This is a genomic window from Wocania arenilitoris, assembly GCF_021728535.1.
GTDB classification, from domain to species: domain Bacteria; phylum Bacteroidota; class Bacteroidia; order Flavobacteriales; family Flavobacteriaceae; genus Wocania_A; species Wocania_A arenilitoris.
On record NZ_JAKKDU010000001.1, the window covers coordinates 241,574 to 266,210 of the forward strand.

The 24,637-nt window shown below is 32.3% G+C and carries 19 protein-coding genes; 13 read left to right on the plus strand and 6 right to left on the minus strand.

The window, feature by feature from the left end:
• Positions 1-255: 255 nt before the first annotated feature.
• Positions 256-912 (minus strand): hypothetical protein, encoded by a 657-nt coding sequence (locus L3X37_RS01140; RefSeq protein WP_237238328.1) that lies wholly within the window; start codon positions 910-912, stop codon positions 256-258.
• A gap of 98 nt (positions 913-1,010) precedes the next feature.
• Here L3X37_RS01140 and L3X37_RS01145 point away from each other — a divergent pair, with 98 nt between their 5' ends.
• Positions 1,011-2,333 carry an aspartate kinase gene (locus L3X37_RS01145; RefSeq protein WP_237238329.1) on the plus strand — a complete coding sequence of 441 codons (1,323 nt, stop codon included), beginning with the start codon at positions 1,011-1,013 and terminating at the stop codon, positions 2,331-2,333.
• Between the two features lie 69 nt (positions 2,334-2,402).
• Here the strand turns inward: L3X37_RS01145 and L3X37_RS01150 are convergent, their stop codons facing one another.
• Complete coding sequence (locus tag L3X37_RS01150; RefSeq protein ID WP_237238330.1) at positions 2,403-3,695, minus strand: aminopeptidase P family protein; 1,293 nt, start codon at positions 3,693-3,695, stop codon at positions 2,403-2,405.
• A 188-nt stretch (positions 3,696-3,883) separates the two neighbouring features.
• Between L3X37_RS01150 and L3X37_RS01155 the strand changes: the two genes are divergently transcribed.
• From L3X37_RS01155 to L3X37_RS01170, 4 genes are all read left to right on the plus strand, one after another.
• Complete coding sequence (locus L3X37_RS01155; RefSeq protein ID WP_237238331.1) at positions 3,884-5,749, plus strand: T9SS type A sorting domain-containing protein; 1,866 nt, start codon at positions 3,884-3,886, stop codon at positions 5,747-5,749.
• 236 nt (positions 5,750-5,985) lie between these two features.
• Positions 5,986-6,645: a succinate dehydrogenase cytochrome b subunit gene (locus L3X37_RS01160; RefSeq protein WP_237238332.1), complete on the plus strand. Its 660-nt coding sequence runs from the start codon at positions 5,986-5,988 to the stop codon at positions 6,643-6,645.
• A 14-nt stretch (positions 6,646-6,659) separates the two neighbouring features.
• Positions 6,660-8,657, plus strand: a complete 1,998-nt coding sequence (locus L3X37_RS01165; protein ID WP_237238333.1) for a fumarate reductase/succinate dehydrogenase flavoprotein subunit — start codon at positions 6,660-6,662, stop codon at positions 8,655-8,657.
• Between the two features lie 72 nt (positions 8,658-8,729).
• Positions 8,730-9,470, plus strand: a complete 741-nt coding sequence (locus L3X37_RS01170; RefSeq protein WP_237238334.1) for a succinate dehydrogenase/fumarate reductase iron-sulfur subunit — start codon at positions 8,730-8,732, stop codon at positions 9,468-9,470.
• Positions 9,471-9,524: 54 nt separating this feature from the next.
• Here the strand turns inward: L3X37_RS01170 and L3X37_RS01175 are convergent, their stop codons facing one another.
• Positions 9,525-12,947 carry a DUF8818 domain-containing protein gene (locus tag L3X37_RS01175; RefSeq protein ID WP_237238335.1) on the minus strand — a complete coding sequence of 1,141 codons (3,423 nt, stop codon included), beginning with the start codon at positions 12,945-12,947 and terminating at the stop codon, positions 9,525-9,527.
• Between the two features lie 176 nt (positions 12,948-13,123).
• Here L3X37_RS01175 and L3X37_RS01180 point away from each other — a divergent pair, with 176 nt between their 5' ends.
• The 4 genes from L3X37_RS01180 to L3X37_RS01195 all read left to right on the plus strand — a co-directional run bounded on the left by L3X37_RS01180 (position 13,124) and on the right by L3X37_RS01195 (position 17,336).
• The gene (locus L3X37_RS01180; protein ID WP_237238336.1) at positions 13,124-13,885 is read left to right on the plus strand and encodes an exodeoxyribonuclease III; all 762 of its coding nucleotides are present in this window, start codon (positions 13,124-13,126) and stop codon (positions 13,883-13,885) included.
• Positions 13,886-13,916: 31 nt separating this feature from the next.
• Entirely contained in the window at positions 13,917-14,876 is a 960-nt protein-coding gene (locus tag L3X37_RS01185) for an OmpA family protein (RefSeq protein ID WP_237238337.1), read from the plus strand.
• A 397-nt stretch (positions 14,877-15,273) separates the two neighbouring features.
• Positions 15,274-16,311, plus strand: coding sequence for an aldo/keto reductase (locus tag L3X37_RS01190; RefSeq protein WP_237238338.1), 1,038 nt, complete (start codon positions 15,274-15,276; stop codon positions 16,309-16,311).
• A gap of 164 nt (positions 16,312-16,475) precedes the next feature.
• A complete protein-coding gene (locus L3X37_RS01195; RefSeq protein ID WP_237238339.1) occupies positions 16,476-17,336 on the plus strand; it encodes a hypothetical protein in 861 nt (286 codons plus the stop codon).
• Between the two features lie 439 nt (positions 17,337-17,775).
• Here the strand turns inward: L3X37_RS01195 and L3X37_RS01200 are convergent, their stop codons facing one another.
• Both L3X37_RS01200 and L3X37_RS01205 read right to left on the minus strand, forming a co-directional pair.
• Positions 17,776-19,323, minus strand: a complete 1,548-nt coding sequence (locus L3X37_RS01200) for an Rne/Rng family ribonuclease (protein WP_237238340.1) — start codon at positions 19,321-19,323, stop codon at positions 17,776-17,778.
• 500 nt (positions 19,324-19,823) lie between these two features.
• The gene (locus L3X37_RS01205) at positions 19,824-20,114 is read right to left on the minus strand and encodes an HU family DNA-binding protein (RefSeq protein WP_237238341.1); all 291 of its coding nucleotides are present in this window, start codon (positions 20,112-20,114) and stop codon (positions 19,824-19,826) included.
• Positions 20,115-20,257: 143 nt separating this feature from the next.
• Between L3X37_RS01205 and mutY the strand changes: the two genes are divergently transcribed.
• From mutY to gldD, 4 genes are all read left to right on the plus strand, one after another.
• Positions 20,258-21,298 carry an A/G-specific adenine glycosylase gene (mutY, locus tag L3X37_RS01210; RefSeq protein ID WP_237238342.1) on the plus strand — a complete coding sequence of 347 codons (1,041 nt, stop codon included), beginning with the start codon at positions 20,258-20,260 and terminating at the stop codon, positions 21,296-21,298.
• Between the two features lie 215 nt (positions 21,299-21,513).
• A complete protein-coding gene (locus L3X37_RS01215) occupies positions 21,514-21,960 on the plus strand; it encodes a single-stranded DNA-binding protein (protein ID WP_237238343.1) in 447 nt (148 codons plus the stop codon).
• 53 nt (positions 21,961-22,013) lie between these two features.
• Positions 22,014-23,318, plus strand: a complete 1,305-nt coding sequence (locus tag L3X37_RS01220; protein WP_237238344.1) for a gliding motility-associated protein GldE — start codon at positions 22,014-22,016, stop codon at positions 23,316-23,318.
• 90 nt (positions 23,319-23,408) lie between these two features.
• Positions 23,409-23,990 carry a gliding motility lipoprotein GldD gene (gldD, locus tag L3X37_RS01225; RefSeq protein ID WP_237238345.1) on the plus strand — a complete coding sequence of 194 codons (582 nt, stop codon included), beginning with the start codon at positions 23,409-23,411 and terminating at the stop codon, positions 23,988-23,990.
• Positions 23,991-24,043: 53 nt separating this feature from the next.
• Here gldD and L3X37_RS01230 read toward each other — a convergent pair whose 3' ends face one another.
• Complete coding sequence (locus tag L3X37_RS01230; protein ID WP_237238346.1) at positions 24,044-24,544, minus strand: heavy-metal-associated domain-containing protein; 501 nt, start codon at positions 24,542-24,544, stop codon at positions 24,044-24,046.
• Positions 24,545-24,637: the final 93 nt, after the last annotated feature.

Consider the following 24,637-nt stretch of genomic DNA (forward strand, 5'->3'; position numbering starts at 1 on the left):
TTTTTTCTTTAAAATCTTTTATGTCATTTTATATCAATTTAGCTATATTGTATTTACGGCATACAACCAGCTAAATTTATTGATTTTTCAAAATATACGTTTAATATGCATAATGGTTTTGCGTGATTTGGACTACAAACTCGAAAAAATGGATGACACTTTTAAAAGACAGTCCAGGGGTAAAAAAAAACGGGACAATTAGCTAATAATACCTTCTGTAAAACTATGGTTCAGGTTTAAATCCCTTAGTAAGAATCATAATTTCACTCTTTTAATTGCTGTAAAAGCTTTGTCGACATATTCATCTTCAACTAAGATGGTGAACTCATTTGTGGTTGAAATTACTTCGTATAATACAATGCCTTCCCAAGCTAATCGTTTAAAAAAGTGATAATATAAACCTGCAACTTTAGAGTTATCTTGTGGCAAGTTTATTGTGATTGCTGATAAATTATCTTGAACAGCAAGAAACGTTTCATTTTGTAAATGTGTGGTAATATAATGTTTTAAACTGCTAGAAATAATCATATTACTTTCATGAATCCCTCTAGTAAAAGTGTAAAATAATTTAGATTTATCATCTATTTTTTCTAAAACTTTAGCGTGATTATGTATTAGCGTATTTGAGTTTTTAACTGTAAAATCGGTTAGGTTAGAGCGCACCGTAATATCGCCTAAATTCTGTAACATTCGTTTCATTTTTACAGAATTTGATAAATTTACAGGAGGATTGTAACGCCTTAAAGCCATCATAACAGCTCCTGGTTTCACTTCTTTTTTTAGCATTTCGCTTATTGGTTTTGTTAACTCAACTGCTAAAGCACTAAAATTTATGATGTTTCTAGATAAAGCCTCTTCTAAATAGGGTTGAGAAATTAATATGTCTTCTACGCAATTTGAAACCGTCCTCATGTTAATTATATAACAATTTGTGCAAATGTAAATATTTTTTTTAATAAATATCATTGTTGTAGAAAGGAGTTATAATTTTACACTTTAAAATTATTATAATGAAGGTGTTAAAGTTTGGAGGTACATCGGTTGGCTCTGTTAAAAATATAATTAACGTTAAAAATATAATTAACGATGGCAACAAAAAAGTTGTTGTGTTGTCTGCTATGTCTGGAACCACAAACGAGTTGGTTTCAATTGCAAACAGTATTAAAGATAAAAACTCAAATGAGGCTATTAATAAAATAAATGCACTTCATGAAAAGTATATTGCTACAATTGATGAGTTGTTACCTAATAAAGCTATAAACAAAGAAGCTAAATATTATGTTTCAGAAATATTTAATCTATTAATTGAATCAACTTACAAGTCGTTTTCAGAAGTTTTAGAAAATAAAATTTTAGCACAAGGCGAGTTGCTTTCAACTTTTATATTTAATTGTTATTTAAAGCAAGAAAGTATTAGTTCAACATTATTGCCAGCTTTAAGTTTTATGCGAATAGATGCTAATAAAGAACCAGATTCACACTATATAAAAACACAATTTGAAATTATTTTTAATGCTGCTGAAACAGCTGATGTTTATATTACTCAAGGTTTTATATGTTTAGATGTTAATGATGAAATATCAAACTTACAACGAGGTGGTAGCGATTATACGGCAACTTTAATTGGGGCAGCTGTAAAAGCTAATGAGGTTGAAATTTGGACTGATATTGATGGCATGCACAACAATGACCCTAGGTATGTTGAAAACACGAAACCTATTTCAAATTTGTCTTATGATGAAGCTGCAGAATTAGCTTATTTTGGAGCAAAAATATTGCATCCACAAACTGTAACACCAGTGCGTGCAGATAACATTCCTGTAAGCTTAAAAAACACAATGAATCCTACTGCAAAAGGAACTTTAATTTCAAACATAACTTCTGAAAATGGTGTTAAAGCCATTGCCGCTAAAGATAATATTACTGCTATAAAAATTAAATCTGGACGGATGCTTCAAGCGCATGGTTTTTTAAAGAAAGTTTTTGAGGTTTTTGAGGTTTTTGAAACATCGATAGACATGATTACAACATCCGAAGTTGCTATATCACTTACTATTGATGACGATAGAAATTTAGATAAAATTGTTGCTGAGCTAGAACAATTTGCAATAATAGAAGTTGATAAAAATCAAAGTATTGTTTGTTTAGTTGGGCATTCTGTTGTAAATCATGAGTGTACCTATAAACTGTTCAAAATTTTAAAGGATGTAAAAATAAGAATGATTTCTTATGGTGGTAGTAAAAACAATATATCGTTATTAATAGATGCGAACGATAAAATAAAAACACTCCAAAAGTTAAACAGTTATTTATTTGAGTTAGTCACTGTATAAATACGGTAAATTGCATTTTTTAGTGTTTTTAGTTTGAGGGTCGTTTTTTAAGCGACCCTTAATCATTTTTTAAGAATTCATTATGTCTTCAATTTCATCAGCTTCGATAGGAATATTTCTCATCAAATTAAAAGGTTCTCCTTTGTCTTGAATAACTACGTCATCTTCTAGTCTAACTCCAAAACCTTCTTCAGGGATATAAATTCCAGGTTCAACAGTAAATACCATGTTAGCTTGCATGGGTTCTGTTAAAATACCGTAATCATGTGTGTCTAATCCCATGTGGTGGCTTGTACCGTGCATTAAATATTTTTTGTAAGCAGGCCAATTGGGGTCCTCGTTTTTAACGTCAGCCTTGTCAAGTAATCCCAAACCTAATAATTCACTTGTCATTAATTTACCAACTTCCACATGATAATCAGCCCAAATCGTCCCTGGAAGCAGCATTTTGGTTGCTTCATTTTTAACCTTATTTACGGCATTGTAAACGGCTTTTTGTCTTTTAGAAAACTTACCAGAAACAGGAATTGTTCGTGTCATATCACTAGCATAATTAGCATATTCTGCACCAACATCCATTAAAACTAAATCGCCAGATTTACATTGTTGATTATTTTCAATGTAATGCAATACATTAGCGTTATTTCCAGAGGCAACTATGGGTGTATATGCAAATCTTTTTGAGCGATTATTTAAAAACTCATGCATAAATTCTGCTTCAATATTATACTCCCAAACATCAGGTTTTACAAAGTTTAAAATACGACGAAACCCTTTTTCGGTAATATCGCAAGCCTGTTGGATTAAATCGATTTCTATTTGGTCTTTAACAGAGCGTAAACGCTGTAAAATAGGGTTGCTTTTTGCGACAGAATGTGCAGGATATTTATTTTTTAACCACTTAGTAAAACGATCTTCTCTAGTTTCGGTTTCAACATTAGCCCTATAATGTTCGTTAGTATTAATATAAACAGTGTCGCACTGCGCCATTAGCTCAAACATGATTTTTTCTAAGTCTTGAAGCCAATAAACAGTTTTAATTCCACTGGTTTCAAAAGCTTTTTCTTTGCTTAGTTTTTCACCTTCCCAAATAGCAATATGTGTGCTTGTTTCTTTTAAAAATAAAATTTCGCGATGACTTTCTTTAGGGCAATCTGGAAATAACACCAAAATACTCTCTTCCTGATCTACACCACTTAAATAAAAAATATCACGGTGCTGCTCAAAAGGCATGGTGCTATCTGCACTTATAGGGTAGATGTCATTTGAATTAAAAACAGCTAAGCTATTAGGCTTCATTTTTTCTGAAAAATTCTTTCTGTTTTTTATAAAGAGTTTAAAATTAATAGGGTGGTATTTCATAAATGATATGGAATATAATTTTATGGGATAAATGTAATAATTTTAATTATATTATTAGGTGTAATTTGTTATATTTGGTAATCCTCAGATTTTTTTTGAAAAACTATCAAAGAGCACATAGCCTTAGTTGTAAGACTCAAGTGTTTCGTTTTTCAATTTTTTTATATTAACTTCTAATACATAAAAAGATGAAGAAAATTACGTTACTTATGGTATTGTTATTTAGTTTGGTTTTTACTAAAAATTTACTTGCTCAAAAGATGCTTAAACAAATACCTTTAGAGCAACAAATTGACAACTCAAGTTTGGTTGTTGAAGGGAAAGTTATAGCAAAAAAATCTTTTTGGGATGATAACTATCACAACATTTACACCAAAAATACAGTTGAGATATATAAAGTTTTTAAAGGAGAACAATCCGAAACCATTGAAGTTATAACTCTTGGAGGAACAATAGGAGATAAGGCTTTAATTGTATTCCCTCGATTGGAGCTAAGAAGAGGAGATGTTGGAATATTCACGTTATACAATAATGATATTCCTGTAGAATTAGAAGCTAAATCATCAAATAAAAAATACAGAACCTATAGTTCGTTACAAGGGTTTTATAAGTATAATTTATATGAAGATGTTGCTGTAAATCCTTTTAGTAAAAAGAAAGGAATTTCAAATTCGTTTTATAATGAAATAATGAATTATACAAAATCTGATTACGTAGAAGTATCGGAGTTTAACACAAATAATTTCTCTAAATCGAACACATCTAACGTTTTCTTACCTCCGGCATCTATAACTTTTACACCTATGACTGCTTCAGCTGGTACTAAGTCTGTATTAACAATTAATGGTTCTGGTTTTGGTGGAACACAGGGACAAGTTGGATTTAGCGATGCCGATGATGGTGGGGCTACATTTATTAACGCCTTAGATAGTCAAGTATTAACATGGTCAGACACCCAAATTACTGTTGAAATTCCAACTAGAGCTGGAACAGGACCTATTTTAATTACACATCATGATACCACTACAGGTATTTCTGCATCATCTTTAACAATTACTTATGCACAACTCAGTGTCACTTTCGATCCAGATGACGAAACAGGACAAATGCCCCCGGGACCTAATGGCCCATTGGGAGATTATGCATATCAAACTAGGCATATCAACGATAATGTAGTTGGGGGTTATACATGGTCAATGCAAACAGACTTTTTTAACGACTCTGAATTTCCTGGAGCAAAAGCAGATTTTGAAAGTGCACTAGACAAATGGCGTTGTGAAACAAAAGTTAACTGGATTATAAGTGGTTCTGCTACAGGAACAGATGTTGTAGCTTTAGATGGGATTAATGTGGTTAAATTTGATAATAATGCAGTGCCTGCAGATGATTTACCTGATGGAGTTTTAGGAAGATGTTCTAGTTATTATTCTGGATGTGGTGCATTTGGTAATATATCTAGCTGGAATTGGCATGTTACAGAATTAGATATTGTTTTTGATGATGAAACTAACTGGCATTTTGGTGCTGGTTTACCTGCATTTACCGAATATGATTTTGAAAGTGTGGCATTACATGAACTAGGACATGGGCATCAATTAGGTCATACTAATGACCCTGTTTTTGACGGAGATAATATGGACGATGTAATGCATTATGCAATTTCTAATAGTGAGCAACAACGCGTTTTATTAGCTAGTAATATATCTGGTGCAAGTGATGTTCATAGCAGAAGTACTTCTTTAGTTGCCTGTAGTCAACCAGTAATGACAGATTCTTCTATTTGCAATTTAAGTGTTGAAGAAGACGAACTTGATGCAGCTATTAACTTATACCCTAATCCTACTAGAGGCCAATTTTACATTAATAAGGCATCATATATCAATTTAGAGAAGGCTGTTATTTACGATATTAGTGGTAGATTAATTTCAGAGCACGATATTTCTAACGCTTCAAATACAAAAACTATAGATATGCAAGATGCATCAAAAGGTATTTATTTTGTAAATATTCATTCTGATTTGGCAGTTATTACAAAAAAGATAGTATTAGATTAATTAAGTTTATACACTAAACGATTAAAAACCTGTGAAATTATTTTGCAGGTTTTTTAATAATCTGTCTAGCCCTTAAAAAAGTAGACCATGCCTTTTACACATAGCATCTTACATCGAACTCACATTAAAATAACATAGATTAAAATCGTTCTAAATAGCAAAAACATGACATTTGTTATTTGTCTATAACTTAATCCATGACTACCTTTGTAAAACTTTAATTAATTTCAAAATATATGAGCGGATTTTTTAAATCTTCGATTGGAAGAAAAGTAGCTATGGCGCTTTCTGCATTCTTCCTTATGTTTTTCTTAATCATTCATTTAGCGGTTAACATAACTTCGCTTTTTAGTGAAAACCTTTTCAACGAGCTATCTCATTTTATGGGTACAAATCCTTTAGTGCAATTTGCATTGCAGCCCGTTTTACTTTTTGGTGTAATATTTCATTTTGTAATGGGATTTATATTAGAATTAAAAAACAAAAAAGCAAACGGCGTAAGTTATGCTAGAAATAATGGTGCTGCTAACTCTACTTGGATTAGTAGAAATATGATTTATAGCGGACTAGTTATTTTAGCTTTTCTTGTTTTACATTTTGCCGATTTTTGGGTGCATGAAATCAATGTAAAATATGTTAATGTTCAACCAGAAGACCCAACGCGTTACTATCATGAGTTGGTAGAAAAGTTTGTTCCAATATGGCGAGTGGTTGCTTATGTGGTTTCTTTTGTGCTGTTAGGTTTGCATTTGGCACATGGGTTTACATCGGCTTTTCAATCTATGGGTTCAACAGCTGGACGAAAAAAAGCTCTTCAAAATATAGGTAAAGCATATTCGATTATTATTCCTTTAGGATTTATAATTATTGCAATTTTCCATCATCTTAACCATTAATCTAGAAAAATATTATGGCTTTAGATTCAAAAGTACCAAAAGGTCCAATTAAAGATAAATGGACAGATTATAAAAATAAAATTAACCTTGTAAATCCTGCAAACAAGCGTCATATAGATGTTATTGTTGTGGGTACAGGTTTAGCGGGAGGTTCTGCAGCAGCTACTTTGGCAGAATTAGGATACAATGTTAAGGCATTTGCTTATCAAGATTCTCCGCGTCGTGCACACTCTATTGCCGCTCAAGGCGGAATTAATGCAGCAAAGAACTATCAAGGTGATGGCGATTCAACATATAGATTATTTTATGATACTGTAAAAGGTGGTGATTACCGTTCGCGTGAAGCAAATGTATATCGATTAGCTGAAGTTTCTGCGAATATTATAGACCAATGTGTTGCACAAGGAGTTCCCTTTGCTCGTGATTATGGAGGGTTATTAGATAATCGTTCGTTTGGAGGGGTATTAGTATCAAGAACATTTTATGCCAAAGGACAAACAGGTCAGCAATTACTATTAGGTGCGTATTCTGCCATGAACAGACAGATTGCTCGTGGTAAGATAGAGATGTTCAATCGTCACGAAATGTTAGATGTTGTTATTGTTGATGGTAAGGCTAGAGGTATTATTGCAAGAAATTTAATTACTGGAGAAATAGAACGCCATTCGGCACATGCTGTTGTGGTGGGTACTGGTGGTTATGGTAATGTTTATTTCTTGTCAACCAATGCGATGGGAAGCAATGTGACTGCGGCATGGAAAATTCATAAAAAAGGAGCGTATTTCGCTAACCCATGTTATACTCAAATTCACCCAACTTGTATTCCACGTTCGGGAGACTATCAATCTAAATTGACTTTAATGTCTGAGTCACTTCGTAATGATGGTCGTATTTGGGTGCCTGCAAAGTTAGAAGATGCTCAAGCCATTAGAGAAGGTAAAAAGAAACCAACAGACCTGTCAGAAGAAGAAAGAGATTATTACTTAGAGCGCCGCTATCCAGCATTCGGAAACTTAGTGCCTCGAGATGTTGCCTCAAGAGCCGCTAAAGAACGTTGTGATGCTGGTTTTGGTGTAAATGCTACTGGAGAAGCTGTGTATTTGGATTTTGCAGATGCGATTAATCGTTATGGGACGGAGCAGGCTAAAATTCATAATATTTCAAATCCTTCAAAAGAAAAAATATATGATTTAGGTAAAGCCATTGTTGAAGCTAAGTACGGAAACCTTTTCCAGATGTATGAGAAAATTGTAGATCAAAATCCATACGAAACGCCAATGATGATTTACCCTGCAGTACACTATACTATGGGCGGTGTTTGGGTAGATTATAATTTGATGACTACCGTACCTGGGTTGTATTGTATTGGTGAAGCCAACTTCTCTGATCATGGTGCAAACAGACTTGGAGCTTCAGCTTTAATGCAAGGTTTAGCTGATGGATATTTTGTGTTGCCTTATACTATTGGTGATTATCTAGCTGATGATATTAGAACAGGTAAAATTCCAACAGATTCTAAAGAGTTTGATGAAGCCGAGAAAGAAGTTAAAGATAAAATTGAATTCTTCACAACCAATAAAGGTTCAAAATCTGTAGATTATTTCCATAAGAAACTTGGAAAAGTAATGTGGGATAAATGTGGGATGTCGCGTAATGAAAAAGGACTAAAAGAAGCCATAAAAGAGATTAAAGAGATTCGTGAAGAATTTTGGAAAGAGGTTACTGTTCCTGGTGGGGCAAACGAAATGAACCCTGAATTAGAGAAAGCAGGACGTGTTGCAGATTTCTTAGAATTAGGAGAGTTATTTGCTAAAGATGCACTTGTTAGAGAGGAATCTGCAGGGGGGCATTTTAGAGAAGAATATCAAACCGAAGAAGGAGAGGCAAAGCGAAGAAAAGAATTTCAATTTGTTTCTGCCTGGGAATATGTAGGCGAACCAAGTGAGGCAAAGCTTCATAAAGAGTCATTAGAGTACGAAAATATTGAAGTAAAAGAAAGAAGTTATAAATAGTTATTGGATGATAGTTGTTGGTTATTAGTTTTAAACCAGCACCTATCAACTGAAAACTAAAAACTAAAAGTTATGAATTTAACGCTTAAAATTTGGAGACAAAAAGACTCGAGTTCAAAGGGTCAAATGGTAGATTATAAAGTTACTGAGATTTCAGAACACATGTCTTTTTTAGAAATGATGGACGTGTTGAACGAGCAATTAGTAGCTAAAGGAGAAGATCCAGTTGCTTTCGATCATGATTGTCGTGAAGGAATTTGTGGAATGTGCTCCATGTATATAAATGGAGAAGCACATGGTCCAGATAGAGGTATTACAACTTGCCAGTTGCATATGCGCATGTTTAAAGAGGGTGATATTATTACAATTGAGCCATTTAGAGCAGCAGCATTTCCAGTAATAAAAGATTTGGTTGTTGACAGAACAGCTTTTGAGCGTATTCAACAAGCTGGAGGTTATATTTCCGTAAATACATCTGGTAATACTCAAGATGCAAATTCAATTCCAATTTCAAAACATGCAGCCGATGAAGCTATGGATGCAGCAACTTGTATTGGTTGTGGCGCTTGTGTTGCTACTTGTAAAAACTCTTCTGCTATGTTATTTGTTGGTGCAAAAGTATCTCAATATGCATTATTACCACAAGGACAAGTTGAAGCTGCTGATCGTGTAAAAAATATGGTAGCACAAATGGATTTGGAAGGTTTTGGAAACTGTACTAATACTGGAGCATGTGAGATAGAGTGTCCTAAAGGAATTTCTTTGGATAATATTGCAAGAATGAATAGAGAATTAATGAAGGCAAATATTTAGCAAGTCATAAAATAAGTCAAGAAGCTTGAACTTTTGTTTAGGCTTTTTTTATACTTAAAAATAAGCTTTCAATTGAATGGTTCCAGTGTGGATAGTTCGGCTAGTTTCAGTTTTTCGTCCAAAGTAGTTTAAGTTTAAATCTAAAAATGTAGTCAGTTTTTTTTGTGCTAATAAACTCCATGTAAAGTTTATCCCTGGTTGTAAACCTTCTAGCATTTGATAAGAAACAGGGGTATTTGAATTTCCGTTAAACGCATTAGAAAAATAATTAAACTCTCCATTTATAGCATTTTTGTCTTTATTTGAAAAGGCAAACGAAACACCATACTTTTGCTGTGTTAAAGATTCTAAACCACCAATGGTATTTTGCTTTTTTGTATGTTGGTAAAAGATGTCGAAACGTGAATTATCATTAAATAAATAAGAAATTTTAGGATTAAAAAGCGTTTCGTCAAAATTGTAATTTTTACTAGCAAAATTTTCACTAACACTTTCATTTTTATCAAAAGCAGATTGAAATGATAGCAACCAACTTTCTTCAATTTTATGATTAAAGTTAAACTGATGACTGTTCAAATTATTTTCTATAAATCCAACAGACAATATATTTCGAGACTGATTAGACAAATATGTGTAAGATGTTGTGTAACGCTGTTTCCCGCGATTAAAAAACAATACATTTCTAAAATTTAATTGTAAACCTAATTGATTATCTACATCATTTTCAAAAGGGTTAAGATTAAAACTATTGCCTTCTCGCTGTATTTTTCGATCTATTAAGTAGCTAGTTTGGTTGTAAAAATGCGACCAAAAAGTCTTGGATGTATTGTTAGTAACAGACCATTGCGACGGATTAATAGTTAATGTTTGACTCAATCTATTTTGATGCGTTTTTATATAAATACGATTGGGCAATAACACACGAATATATTTACCTTGATCTTGAAATTGAGCAATTTCAAATTCTTCTAGTTCTTGGATGCTGTTATTGTTATAGTCAATCCAAGTATAGGTACCTTGTCCAGGTTCAACTTCAACATAAGTAAAGTCTTGTTGTGGTAATGTGCCTGAATTAGTTTCAAAAACAGTATTCCATAAAACCACTTGCTTAAACAGTTTTTGGTTGAATTGCAATCTGGAGTTTATGGATTGTTCATCTTCAATACTTTCTTCTTCACTTTTAAGTGTTCTGTAATTTGCAAAAAGCGATAAGTTGGTGTTTGTGTTTTGTATAAGTTTTGAATTTAAATAAAATGTATTAGAAGTGTTTACTTTTTGTAATTCATTATTTCTAATGCTATCATTAACTCTATTTTTATACCCAATTTCTGCAAAAATCTTGGTGCTATCTCCAACACCAAAAAACAACTCGTACGATTTAAATTTCTGACTTAAAGGCGTTAATATTTGGGTAGCAGTATTTTTTTGTTCGTTAGCTTCAATCGCTAATTTAGAACCTAACCAACTTTTTTGCATACCATAGGTTATGGTGTTGTGCGACCTTAAAAAAGTTGATGAATTAATATTTGACTGTGCTTTTAAAAAACTAGAATTAGAATTAATATTGAACCTATCAAGAAACAGATTTATGTTTGAAACATGCCTGTTGCCACTAAAATTTTCTGAAAATTCTAAATGTTCAAAATGATAATTTATAAACCCTTTTTTATGGTGAAATATTTTAAAACCAGAGTTTAAAAGAATTTGATTACCAAAACTACCAGCAATGGCGTTACTTTGTGGTTGGTCTAAGTTCCAATCTCTGTTAAATTCAGCATTATATAAGCGCTCAATAGTTTTAAAATTCTTCTGAATGTAATCGCCATCTATATAGGCATTTAAATTCCAAAGACTATCTTTTTTTATAATGCTCTGATTAATTTTTAGCTTGCCAGCAAACCCGTCATTATCTTCATCATTTAAATTAGAAAAGAGGTTTAAATCATTTTTACTACCAGCGGCTTCAAAATTAATACTTGTTTTTTCAGAAGGATTAAAACTTCCATTAATAACTGCAATTTGAAGTTTTGTTGGAGCAACAAGCTGAACTATAGGAGCATAGTTGCCTTGATTCACACCAACATATTCGTAAATATTATTAATAGCATTAATACTACTTAAAATATAATCGCCCTGATTTGCTCCAACTAGTGTAAAGGTAACACGATACAATTCATCATTTGGGTCGTTAGAAAACACAAAGGTTTCAACACCACTAACAAGTTCTTTTTTATATAAAATTCTATTATCATTTAATGCTTCTAAAACTTCTGATGGGGCAACCATTTGTGCTCTATCATCGCCAGCATCTGCCAATATTTGAACTTGTTCTGATGATAAATTTTGTTGCAAAGGTTGGTTTTTAGCGTCATTTTCAGAATAAACCGAAACACCAAGTTTAAGTTTATCGCTTTCAAAGCGTGCGCCACCATAAGCTACTAAGCGCGAATAATTGCGTTCGCTAACTTGGTAATCGGCTGTAATACGCATTTCTGAAGTCACCGGAAATGTAGAGTTAAAAATTATTTCGCCAGCATTATAGTCGATAATATAATCTTGATTTTCGCCACGTTTTAAAGCAACGCCATTTACATAAATAGTTTCGCTACCAGAAACAATAAGTACAAATAATTCGCCATTTTGCCCTTGTAGTTTATACGGGCCTTGATTGCCTTCCTGTGCTGTAAAGGTACTTCTGGTAAATTGCCCACGTACAAAAGCACCCGCAGCAAATAAATTAGTTTTAGCATCCTCGCTACCTAATGTTGCATTGATACTTAATCCTTGAACTCGTTTAGAAAAACTAGCAAAATATGAATTGGTATTTAGTAAATCAATATCTCCTGCACGTATGTTCCAATTGGCGCTAAACAATTCAATAAAAACCTGATCGAATTCATCTAAACGTTGGCTATATCCGCTTTCTTGTAATGGAATATTAGCATCTTGAATAGACGCTCGTAACGATACTTTGTCGTTCAACTTTCCTGTAATTTGTAAATCGAGTTCACTATTTAAAACCGAATTTTGATTATTGCCAATAGTAACGCCACGAGAAATACTACCCGAAGTTGTTAAACCATCAAAAGGAATAAAGTTTTTTGATTCGCTAGGTTGCGATAATTTGTAAAGCGTTTGTGCGGTACTATTGTTTTCAACAATAATATTGTCGTCTAATTGTTTATAGGTTTTTGTTAAAAAATCTGGAAATTTTAAATAATGTATAATTACAGAATCTGCAAGAATAGGCTTTTTAAAAGTTAAAATGGCTTTTGCAAAATCTATATTATAATACGTAGAATCAATTATTGAGCTATCTTTCCTTTTAATTGAAAAGAAATTAGCGTTAATACTAACACTGTCAATCCTAATAGTATCTTTTATTGCAACTTTTTTAGTTTTATAATTAGAATTTTTGTTTTGTGCTAAGGCGCAAAAACCAATTAAAGAAAATAAAAAAAACAGTAAATATTTCATTCAGTTACATAAACTACAAATAGCTTAAAATATTTTGTTAATAGCTTCGTTAAAACTCCTGCTAGATTTAATAGTGTAAATGTAACGCATTATTTATTTTAGCTAAAATTAACTCGTTTTATATAAAAAGAGTTATCTCAGCGAAGGTTGAGATCTTTTGAAAGATATCAGAATTTATGAAAATTATATCCTATAATGTAAATGGTATTCGTGCTGCAATAAATAAAGGCTTTATTGATTGGTTAAAAAGTGCAAATCCAGATGTTATTTGTTTACAAGAAATTAAAGCTTTAAAAGAGCAGTTGGATTTAGATCTTTTTGAAGCAGCAGGTTACAAATATAACTATTGGTTTAGTGCCCAAAAAAAAGGTTACAGCGGAGTGGCTATTTTATGTAAAACAGAACCAAATCATGTTGAATATGGCACAGGAATAGAGTCAATGGATTTTGAGGGTAGAAACCTTAGAGTAGATTTCGATGGTTTTTCTATAATGAGCTTGTATCTGCCATCTGGCACTAATGATGCAAGATTAAACCATAAATTGGAATATATGGATATGTTTCAAGACTATATAAATAAGCTGAAAAAAGATATTGCAAACCTAGTGATTTGTGGCGATTATAATATTTGTCATGAAGAAATAGACATTCATAACCCTAAAATGAAAGGTGTTTCTGGGTTTTTGCTAGTAGAACGTGAGTGGATAGGAAATTTTATTGATAGCGGATTTATCGATTCTTTTAGGTTTGTAAATCCAGAATTACAGCAATATAGCTGGTGGAGTTATCGTGCCAATGCACGTGCCAATAATAAAGGATGGCGATTAGATTACGCTATGGTTTCGCAGCCATTACAAGAAAATATAAAAAGAGCCGTTATACTAACCGAAGCTGTACATAGTGACCATTGCCCTATTTTAGTTGAAATAGAAAATTAATTTTTATAAATAATAAATTTAACCCAAAATCATGATTAAAAAAATCTCATTTGCCGTATTAACTTTAGCGCTTTTAGCATCATGTGTATCACCTAAAGTATATAAAGAATTAGAAGGTAAGTATGCCAATTTAAAACAAGAAAACAGAAAACTTTCAGATGAAAACGAAGCACTATTAAATGCTAAAAATACAGCTGAAAATGAGTTGAAGCAATTAACAACAGCTTATAATGAAGCTGTTGCAGAACGCGATAAATTACAAGCCGATTACAATGCGACAAAGTCCAATCTAGAAAATCTAAAGGCGTCTTATGATGCTTTAGAAAAAAATAGTACTGCAGCCATTACAGAAAACTCTAAAAAAAATAGAGAATTGTTAGCGCAGTTAGAAGCTAAAGAGCAAGCTTTAGCTGCCGAAAGTGCACGATTAGCAAAACTTAAAAAAGAGTTGCAAGATCGTTCAAATAGAGTTGCAGAATTAGAAAGCGTAATAGCATCAAAAGACGCAGCAATGACAGCTCTTAAAAATGCTATTTCAAGGGCTTTAACCGATTTTGAAGGCAAAGGATTAACAGTTGAGCAACGCGACGGGAAGGTATATGTGTCTATGGAAAATAAGCTATTATTTAGCTCAGGTAGTTGGGCAGTTGGGGCAGAAGGCCGAAGAGCCGTAAATCAATTAGGTGGTGTGTTGGCAGATAATCCAGATATTGCAGTCTTAATAGAAGGACACACCGATAATGCACCGTATCAAGGTAGCGGTAATCTTAGTGGTAACTGGGATTTATCGACTAAGCGAGCAACTGCAATCGTTAATATTTTAAGAGAAAATAATAATATTAATCCAGAAAATTTAACTGCTGCTGGTCGTGGTGAATTTGCACCAATAGCAACTAACGATACCCCCGAAGGTAAAGCAAAAAACAGACGTATAGAAGTTATTTTAACACCAAAGTTAGATGAGCTTTCTAAGTTGTTAAGCGATAATTAATCGTCACTTCGAGTGATTTCAATGTATTGAAATTATATCGAGAAGTAGGGCGCCTACCTGTCGACAGGCAGGTTGTTCAAAAAAGGTCGGGACTATTCGCTATATATTTTTTACGTCATATCAAGTACGAAGTACGTGGCTTATTGCTAAATATTACTTTAAGCAAAAGTAATTTTATCTTTTTAAAAAAGCATATTGATTCTCCAGATAATTATCGGGTCACTAACGCATAAAAAACCTTTAAAAGTTATTAATAACTTTTAAAGGTTTTTTATCTTTATCAACTAGTCTAAAAATCTAACTAAGTTGTCATTCCTGCGAAGGCAGGAATCTATATAAACTTTGAAATTAAATTAAAAAGATTCCCGTGAAGGTGGGAATGATAAAAACAGCATTTATGAAATACACAACACTACCAAATACAAAAATAAAAGTTAGCAAAATATGCTTAGGCACCATGACTTGGGGAAACCAGAACTCTCAAGAAGAAGGCTTTGCTCAAATGGATTATGCTTTAGACAGAGGTGTTAATTTTTGGGATACAGCCGAAATGTATGCTGTTCCTGCAAGTCCTGAAACTTACGGAAGTACAGAAACTATTATTGGTAATTGGTTTGCTAAAAATGGTAATCGAGATAAAGTAATTTTAGCCTCAAAAATAGCTGGTAATGGTGATTATACAGCACACATTCGTACTAATGGTTTTGCTCCAGAGGCACTTAAAGAGGCAGTGAATAATAGCTTAAAACGTTTACAGACTGATTATATTGATTTGTATCAATTACACTGGCCAGAGCGCGAAACGAATTATTTTGGAGTTAGAGATTATAAGCATAATACAAATGATGCTTGGGAAGATAATTTTAATGAAGTCTTACACACACTTGACGGCATAATTAAAGAAGGTAAAATTAGAAACGTTGGTATTTCAAACGAGAAGGCTTGGGGAACTATGCGTTATTTAGAAGAATCTAAAAACCATAATTTACCAAGAATGGCAACCATTCAAAACCCTTATTCGTTATTGTGCAGAACCTTTGAAGGTGATTTAGCCGAAGTGTCTATTCGCGAAAATATAGGCTTGTTGGCATATTCGCCAATGGCGTTTGGTGTGCTATCTGGAAAGTATATAAAAGGAACAGCTGCTGATAATGCGCGTTTAAAACTATTCCCAAGATTTGGTCGTTATACCAATCCGCAAGCTACTGAAGCAACAAAAAAGTATTTAAAAATTGCTGAAGATAATAACATGACTTTAGCACAAATGAGTTTAGCATTTGTAACCCAACAGCCTTTTGTAACCAGTAATATTATTGGTGCTACTAATTTAGAGCAGCTTAAAGAAAATATTGATAGTGTTGATGTGGTTTTAAGTGATGCGGTTTTGACTCAAATAAATGAAGTGCATGATGTGATACCTAATCCTGCGCCTTAATTTTTGAGTGAGCAACAGTTCTTGTTTTCTTGCTATTTTATTGATTCTCTATCTTAATGTTCTATTTGACTTTGTCAGAAAAAAATGATAACTTCGTTTAACGGCTGATATAAAACATTAAAACGATTTCATATCAGTTGAGCATTATGCCCAATTAGAAAAAAATGAGAACAGCAATTATCATATTGACAGTATTCCTTAGTCAGTTGTCTATGAAAACATATGCTTGTGATTGTGAATCTCAAGGGAATTTCTACAAAGTCTCACCAAATTCTGACTTAGTTGCTTTAGTAAAAATCAATAAATATTTGACATTTAAGGATATTTACGATAGTCCGACACCAATGTCAATGGAAGTTGAAATACTTGAAGTTTTTAAAGGAGTTGATAATAGAAAAACAGTTAAAGTTTGGGGAGACGTTGGACATTTGTGCAGACCTTACCTAAATCAATTTTCCGTTGACAGCATATATGTTATCGCATTTCAAAAAGGAGAAAAAGGAAGTGAATTTGGTCATTTGAATGAAACGGAGAATGATTACTCAATTTCGAACTGTGGCGAATATTGGCTAAAGGCAAATAGAAAATCTGACACTTTAATTGGTTCGGAATCGACTATTGAGTTAAATCGGCTAATGGGACTTTATGATAGAACAAAAGATTTAACACCAGCTGACTTCAAAGAGATATTTCAAAAAGCGTTAGACTTTCCAGATTTACAACAGTATTACCACACCGACTTTGACTCTACTCGAAAACAAGTAATTATTAAGTATTTCGGAGATGCGAACCACAACAATTTGCAAGGTGTGTCAAAATTTGATCGACAAGTAATCATTAAAACGGAAGAGGAAATTAAGAAAGAAGGAATTAAGAATTACTTTGGACTTGGTGATTGGGTTTGTGGGACAAATTCCGTGAGAATGCAATTGTATTATCCGATTGAAGGAATAACTCTATCTCTAATGTTTAAGAAGATAAATAATGAGTGGACTATAACAAGCAATGCATTGTGGGAAGAATAAAAAAAGGGCATAACACTGTATATAGCAAATAGGGCGTTCTGTTGTTTACGGAAGTTTAGTGCTATTTACCAATACCGCCAAATCGTTGATTTGGCTTTTAAAATGAATAAGATAAAAACAAAATACAACGATTTGGCTCAGAGCAAACCCGAAAGTTTATCGCTTTCTATTGCCCTACTGCCATATACTAAACGTTAAACGAACTTCCTAAAAAACAAATTGCTTCGGTTCATTAACTTAATAAATATTTAGACTGCGTTAGGGATTGAAGCGACATCCTTTTTAAGGCACGAAAAAAGATACAGCGAAAAAGCCCGACCCTTGTGGTAACGCTCAAATAAAAATAAAATAATTCAACAGATTGTCACGTCGTTTCACTTCTCTCAATGGCGTATAAAACAAAAACGCCTTACTAAACAAATAGCAAGGCGTTTTTAAATTATTTAATTTGATTACCATCTTTATCGAAAAAATGATATTCTAAGTATGTGTAAGCATCTCTTGGTAAAATTTTAACCCATTTTTTGTGCTCAAAAAACCATTTTGAACGCACTGATGGAAAACCTTTTGTTAAAAAGGCTGCTATAAAAGGATGTGTGTTTAAAGTCAACTTTTTATAGTCTTTTTTTAATAGTCTTTCAAGATCGTGATTTATTTTTTGCACCAAACCTATTGGAGCTTCAACCTCAGAACCATTAATAATCTCATCGGGGTTTTCCTCACGAGTTTTAATGTTCATTTCTGGTCGAACACGTTGTCTTGTTATTTGTATCAATCCAAATTTACTTGGAGGCAATATTTTGTGTTTTGCTCTATCGTCCTTCATTTCGTCGCGAAGGTGATTAAACAATTTTTGCCTGTTTTCTGCTTTGGTTAAATCAATAAAATCTACTACAATAATGCCACCCATATCACGCAATCGGAGTTGGCGAGCCATTTCAGTAGCTGCAATTAAATTAACTTCTAGTGCAGTATCCTCTTGGTTATTTGCTTTGTTAGATCTGTTTCCGCTATTTACATCTATAACATGTAGTGCCTCTGTATGCTCAATAACGAGATACGCACCTTTTGCCATAGAAACGGTTTTACCAAAGGAAGTTTTAATTTGTCTTTCAATCCCGAATTTTTCAAAAATTGGAACTTTAGACTGATACAATTTAACTATTGATTCTTTTTTTGGTGCAATTTCTTGCACGTAATCTTTAATTTGATAGTAAAGCTCTTCATCATCAACAGTAATTCCTGTAAAAGAGTCGTTAAATATGTCTCGTAAAATAGACGAGGCTTTATTCATTTCTCCTAATACTTTACTGGGGTGATGTGCTTTATGTAGCTTTTTACACATTGCCGTCCATCGACTAAGCAAATTTTGTAAATCTTTATCTAGTTCAGCTACTTTTTTGCCTTGTGCTACCGTACGAACAATAATACCAAAACCTTGCGGTGTGATACTTTTAACCAAGCGTTTTAACCGGTCTTTTTCTGCTTTATCTTCTATTTTTTGAGAAATAGAAATACGACTAGAAAATGGGACTAAAACAATATATCTACCGGCAATAGAAAGCTCGGAGCTTATTCTAGGGCCTTTTGTTGATATAGGTTCTTTAACTATTTGTACTAATAGCGATTGATTAGATTTTAAGACGTCGGCAATTTTGCCATCTTTCTCAATATCTTTTTCAAATGGGAAATTTTTTAAAGAAAAATCGTTTAGTTTACCTGTGCTTACACGTTTTGTGAATTTTAAAAGCGAAGGTAATTTTGGTCCTAAATCATGATAATGCAAAAAGGCATCTTTCTCGTAACCTACATTAACAAATGCGGCATTTAGACCAGGAACAGCTTTTCGTATTTTGGCTATAAACACATCGCCAACCGAGAAGTTGTTATCATCTTCGTCTTTCTGTAATTCAATAAGTTTTCCATCTTTTAATAAGGCAAAATCAACGTTGTCGGAACTAGATCGAATGATCAATTCTTTATCCATTTAGTTAATTTTTATCCATACACTCTAGTTTACAGTCTCGGTTTACGGTTTACAGTTTTTTTACTGTTAACTGTTACTGAATACTGCCAGCTGAATTGTACAGATGGATTATACATTATTTTTAATCTGATAATTAATGATATTTTATAATTGCCAGATTGAATGCCTTAATTAATCTAATTGGTTTAAGATTAACTTTTTACTAAGGCATTTCACAGGATTTTAAATCTGTGGAGTTCAAAAAAACATCAGAAAAATGATGTTAAAATTTTAATGAACTCATTTCAAAGAACTTTGTTTTTTTAAAACCGAAAAAGTAGTTGTTCTAACTACTTTTTCGGTTTATTTTTTCTTTTTGTGACGGTTAGCGCGTCTACGTTTTTTACGTTTGTGCGTCGCTACCTTATGTCTTTTACGTTTTTTACCACTTGGCATAAATAGTGTCTTTTTTTAATTAATAATTCGTTTAATACTGAAACAAGTTCAGCACTTGTGCTCTTTTATTTAACGTCTACATTTGTTTTAACGCCTTCTACAAAAACTTTTGCAGGCTTAAATGCAGGTATGTTATGAGCTGGTATTTTAATTGTTGTATTTTTAGAAATATTTCTACCAGTTTTTTCAGCTCTAGTTTTAATTATAAAGCTTCCAAAACCTCTTAAGTAAACATTATCACCACTTTCTAATGATGCTTTTACTTCTTCCATAAATGTTTCAACAGTTGCTTGAACATCACCTTTTTCAATTCCTAATTTTTCAGAAATTTTTGCTACTAAATCAGCCTTCGTCATTTTTAATATATTATTTTTTAGTTACTATTATTGATTACAAAAGGGATGCAAATATAGGAATTAAATATTCAATATTTCAAACCTAATTCATTAAAATTTAAGAATATAAAGGTTTATTTTTGTTTACTCTATTTAACTAATTAATGATATTTTCAAAAACATTAATATACTGGTATTCAAATAGTAAGAGGATTTTACCGTGGCGGCAAACTAAAGATTCCTATTATATATGGTTATCAGAAATTATTTTACAGCAAACACAAGTAAAACAAGGTTTGCCTTATTATGAAGCATTTGTTGCGACATATCCTACGGTTTTTGATTTGGCTAAAGCCAATGAAAGAGATGTGTTAAAGTTATGGCAAGGACTTGGTTATTATTCTCGTGCCAGAAACTTGCATACAACAGCAAAACATATTGCTTATGAGCTAAACGGAAAATTTCCTAATAGCTATAACGAGTTGCTAAAATTAAAAGGTGTTGGCGATTATACGGCAAGTGCTATTGCCTCAATTTGCTTTAACGAAGTTACTGCAGTGGTTGATGGTAATGTGTATCGCGTTTTATCACGTTTTTTTGGAATTGATACACCTATTAATTCTTCAAAAGGATCAAAAGAATTTAAACAATTAGCACAAGAACTAATTGATAAAAAAAACCCTGCAGAGTTTAATCAGGCCATTATGGAATTTGGTGCTATGCAATGTAAGCCAAAGCAGCCTGATTGTAATATATGCCCTCTTAACAAAGGATGTATAGCTTTTAATACAAACAGAATAGCCGAATTACCAGTTAAAATAAAATCCGTAAAAGCGAAAAAAAAGCATTTTAATTTCTTGGTATTTATTTCTAAAGACGAAAAAACCATTTTAGAAAAACGAGAAAACAAGGGCATTTGGCAAAACTTGTATCAATTTCCGTTAGTAGAAACTAGCAGAGAGCAAACTTATAATGCATTTAAAAAAAGGGTAACATCGCATCATTTGTTAAAAGACACGCCTTTTGAATTAACATTATATAATAAGGACGCCATAATTCATAAATTATCGCACCAGCATTTATATACTAAATTTTGGATTGTAAATACTGATGCTTTGAGTGCTAATAGCATTTCAGTTGATAAAATCCAGGATTTTCCTGTACCCATTTTAATAGGTAATTTTATTGAAAACTTTAATTTCTAACATTACTCTCAAAAGTAAACTTTTGAGAAGCTATTGAAATTGTCATTCCCGATCCCGATAACTATCGGGAGGGAATCTTTATAATATGAATTAGTACACTCAATGAATTCTACATTTTTGAATGTAATATATAAACAATGAGATTTTTTTATTAATTTTAAGTTTATCAAAATGCAAAAGAGTAATTTTGCTGCATTAAATTAAAAGGATTAATTATGTCAGGTACATTAAATAAAGTGATGCTTATAGGGTATTTAGGAGATGAAGTAAAAATGCATTATTTTGAAGGAGGCGGGTGCATCGGGCGTTTTCCGTTGGCAACAAACGAAACGTACACCAGTAAGCAAACAAATGAACGTATTACAAATACTGAATGGCATAATATTGTGGTTAGAAACAAAGGTGCAGAAATATGTGAAAAATATTTAAGTAAAGGCGACAAAGTTTATATTGAAGGTAGATTAAAGACCAGAAAATGGCAAGATGATAAAGGCGCAGATAGGTATTCGACTGAAATTCATTGTTCAGATTTCACGTTTTTATCTACAAAAAAAGAAAGTGAAAATAATGCCGTTAATAAACCTGTAGCCCAAAACGCTGTTGCTAAACCATCTGAAACAACAAAACCTATTGAGGAAGAAAATGATGATCTTCCGTTTTAATATTATGAGTGGATTTGTTTTTTAAATCCTATGTTTAACTAATACTATCGTAATTGGATCCTGATCCCGCGAGTTTTTTTACCTTATTAATTGCAATTGATTTTTCAGTTGTTAGTGGTTTTGCATTACTATTTTTGCTTTTAATTTGCTCAGGCCTTATTTCTGGAGCCGAAGTTGCTTTATTTTCAATAACAAGAACCGATATTGAAGAAGGTTTTGAAGATAATTCTAAGCGTATTGAAATCATAGCGAAACTTTTAGAACGCCCAAAAAAATTACTGGCTACTATACTAGTTTCAAATAATTTTATCAACATAGCCATTGTAATTTTATTCGCTTATTTAGGTGGTAACATGTTCGAATCCATAACATCTCCTATATTAAAATTTGTGTTAGAAGTTATTATTGTAACTTTTCTTATTCTATTATTTGGCGAAATATTACCAAAAATTTATGCCAGCAGAAACAAGATGAAATTTGTTTCGTTTATGGCATATCCATTATGGTTTTTAGATGTGTTATTAACACCAATTAGTATGCCTATGCGTGGTGTTACGTTAGCAATTCATAAAAAATTAGGCAAACAAAAATCTAATTTAAGTGTTGATCAGTTATCACAAGCTTTAGAGCTTACAAGTGAAGACGATACTACTAAAGAAGAACAAAAAATACTCCAAGGGATTGTATCGTTTGGGAATACCGACACCAAACAAGTAATGCGCCCGCGAATTGATATTTTTGCGCTTAATATTGAGCAGAAGTATACTGAAATTATGCCTGAAATAATAGCCAATGGATATTCAAGAATTCCTGTTTACAGAGAGAATATCGATACCATTGAAGGCGTTTTATACGTAAAAGATTTATTACCATATATTGATAGAAAACAATTTGATTGGTCTACCTTAATACGCGAACCATTTTTTGTGCCAGAAAACAAAAAGTTAGATGATTTAATGGCAGAATTTCAAGAGAAAAAAGTGCATTTAGCTGTTGTTGTTGATGAATATGGTGGAACTTCAGGATTGATTTCTTTAGAAGATATTATTGAAGAAATTGTTGGCGATATTAGTGATGAGTTTGATGATGAAGATTTGATGTACTCAAAATTAGATGATAATAATTATGTGTTTGAAGGTAAAACCGCTTTAAAAGATTTTTACAAAGTTGTTAAAATTGAAGAGGAATCCATTTTTGAAGACCAAAAAGGCGAAGCAGAAACCTTAGCGGGTTTTGTTTTAGAAATCTCAAAAAGCTTTCCGAAACTGAATAGTAAAATAAATTTTGAAAATTACGTTTTCACTATAGAGGCTTTAGATAAAAAACGTATTAAACGTATTAAATTAACTAAGACTTAATGAAACATCCATGATTAATATTTAATCACTCAACCAAATGATTGTTTAGGATGTTACATGTGACCGTTGAATAACAATAAATATAAACACATGAATAAAAATTTTTATTTGCTATTGTTAATAATGGTGTGTTTTTCTTGTGGCGAAAGTTATGTGCCAAAGCCAAAAGGGTATTTAAGATTAGATTACCCAAAAGCAAAATATGTGAAGTCGAATTTAAATATTCCTTTCTCATTTGAAACCAATATTTTAGCATCAAAAATAGAATCAAAACCTGTTAGAGCAACAACAAAAAGTTATGGTATTACTTTAGAATATCCATCATTAAAAGGCACTATTTTCTTAACCTATAAATCTGTTGAAGGTAATAGAAAAAACCTCATTGATTTTTTGCGAGATGCTCAAAACTTTACTCAGAAGCATACAATTAAGGCAGATGAAATTCCCGTAACATCTTATGAAAATGATAATCGGAAAGTTTATGGTTCATTTGCTGAAGTTATAGGAAATGTTGCCTCACCTGCACAATTTTATGTAACTGATAGTGTTAATCATTTTTTAACGGGGTCCCTTTATTTTTATGCTAAACCCAACTACGATTCTATACTTCCAGCTGCAAATTATTTGCAAAAAGACATAAAGCATATTATGGAAACGGTAAGGTGGGAATAAAAAAGCCTCTCAATTATTGAGAAGCTTTTGAGTGTAAATTGTGTTTTAAAAAGTTATGCTTTAGCTTTTTCTGCACAACATGCTTTTTTACAATCGGCTGAACAAGCTTTTTTCTCAGCATCAGTTTTATTAGCGCAGCACGCTTTTTTGCAATCTGCATCACATGCTTTTTTTTCTGAAAACTCTTCAACCGTTTTCATGTTGCTAACTTTATAAATATCGGCAACATTGGTAACGGTTTCTTCAAGCAATGTAGACGTAACCTTGGCTTCGTTATATTCTACCATCGCTAGTTTTCTGTCAAAATCTACTTTTGCAGATTTTACACCTTCCATTTTTGAGATTTTTTTCTCAATGGTTTTAGCACATCCAATTTCGCAGGTCATACCATCAATAGTAAATTCCGCTTTAGCGTATGTTGCATTTGGGTCTAATGTTTTAGAAGCTTCAGAAGCTATTTCAACAGTTTTTACTTCGGCTTTAGTTTCATTTTTACAGTTAAAGGCAAAAAAAGTGACTAAAGCAATAGTTATAATATTTTTAAAAGTTTTCATTTGGGTATATTTTATATGTTTAAATTTTAATTAATATAATCTAAGGTATTTTTTCTAAAATAATTAAATACCTATTATGAGCTACAAAATTAC

What these genes read in the sequence shown, in the direction of transcription:
- L3X37_RS01140 (WP_237238328.1), bottom strand. Translation starts at nt 912, where the DNA reads ATGAGGACGGTTTCAAATTGCGTAGAAGACATATTAATTTCTCAACCC.
- L3X37_RS01145 (WP_237238329.1), top strand. Translation starts at nt 1,011, where the DNA reads ATGAAGGTGTTAAAGTTTGGAGGTACATCGGTTGGCTCTGTTAAAAAT.
- L3X37_RS01150 (WP_237238330.1), bottom strand. Translation starts at nt 3,695, where the DNA reads ATGAAATACCACCCTATTAATTTTAAACTCTTTATAAAAAACAGAAAG.
- L3X37_RS01155 (WP_237238331.1), top strand. Translation starts at nt 3,884, where the DNA reads ATGAAGAAAATTACGTTACTTATGGTATTGTTATTTAGTTTGGTTTTT.
- L3X37_RS01160 (WP_237238332.1), top strand. Translation starts at nt 5,986, where the DNA reads ATGAGCGGATTTTTTAAATCTTCGATTGGAAGAAAAGTAGCTATGGCG.
- L3X37_RS01165 (WP_237238333.1), top strand. Translation starts at nt 6,660, where the DNA reads ATGGCTTTAGATTCAAAAGTACCAAAAGGTCCAATTAAAGATAAATGG.
- L3X37_RS01170 (WP_237238334.1), top strand. Translation starts at nt 8,730, where the DNA reads ATGAATTTAACGCTTAAAATTTGGAGACAAAAAGACTCGAGTTCAAAG.
- L3X37_RS01175 (WP_237238335.1), bottom strand. Translation starts at nt 12,947, where the DNA reads ATGAAATATTTACTGTTTTTTTTATTTTCTTTAATTGGTTTTTGCGCC.
- L3X37_RS01180 (WP_237238336.1), top strand. Translation starts at nt 13,124, where the DNA reads ATGAAAATTATATCCTATAATGTAAATGGTATTCGTGCTGCAATAAAT.
- L3X37_RS01185 (WP_237238337.1), top strand. Translation starts at nt 13,917, where the DNA reads ATGATTAAAAAAATCTCATTTGCCGTATTAACTTTAGCGCTTTTAGCA.
- L3X37_RS01190 (WP_237238338.1), top strand. Translation starts at nt 15,274, where the DNA reads ATGAAATACACAACACTACCAAATACAAAAATAAAAGTTAGCAAAATA.
- L3X37_RS01195 (WP_237238339.1), top strand. Translation starts at nt 16,476, where the DNA reads ATGAGAACAGCAATTATCATATTGACAGTATTCCTTAGTCAGTTGTCT.
- L3X37_RS01200 (WP_237238340.1), bottom strand. Translation starts at nt 19,323, where the DNA reads ATGGATAAAGAATTGATCATTCGATCTAGTTCCGACAACGTTGATTTT.
- L3X37_RS01205 (WP_237238341.1), bottom strand. Translation starts at nt 20,114, where the DNA reads ATGACGAAGGCTGATTTAGTAGCAAAAATTTCTGAAAAATTAGGAATT.
- mutY (WP_237238342.1), top strand. Translation starts at nt 20,258, where the DNA reads ATGATATTTTCAAAAACATTAATATACTGGTATTCAAATAGTAAGAGG.
- L3X37_RS01215 (WP_237238343.1), top strand. Translation starts at nt 21,514, where the DNA reads ATGTCAGGTACATTAAATAAAGTGATGCTTATAGGGTATTTAGGAGAT.
- gldD (WP_237238345.1), top strand. Translation starts at nt 23,409, where the DNA reads ATGAATAAAAATTTTTATTTGCTATTGTTAATAATGGTGTGTTTTTCT.
- L3X37_RS01230 (WP_237238346.1), bottom strand. Translation starts at nt 24,544, where the DNA reads ATGAAAACTTTTAAAAATATTATAACTATTGCTTTAGTCACTTTTTTT.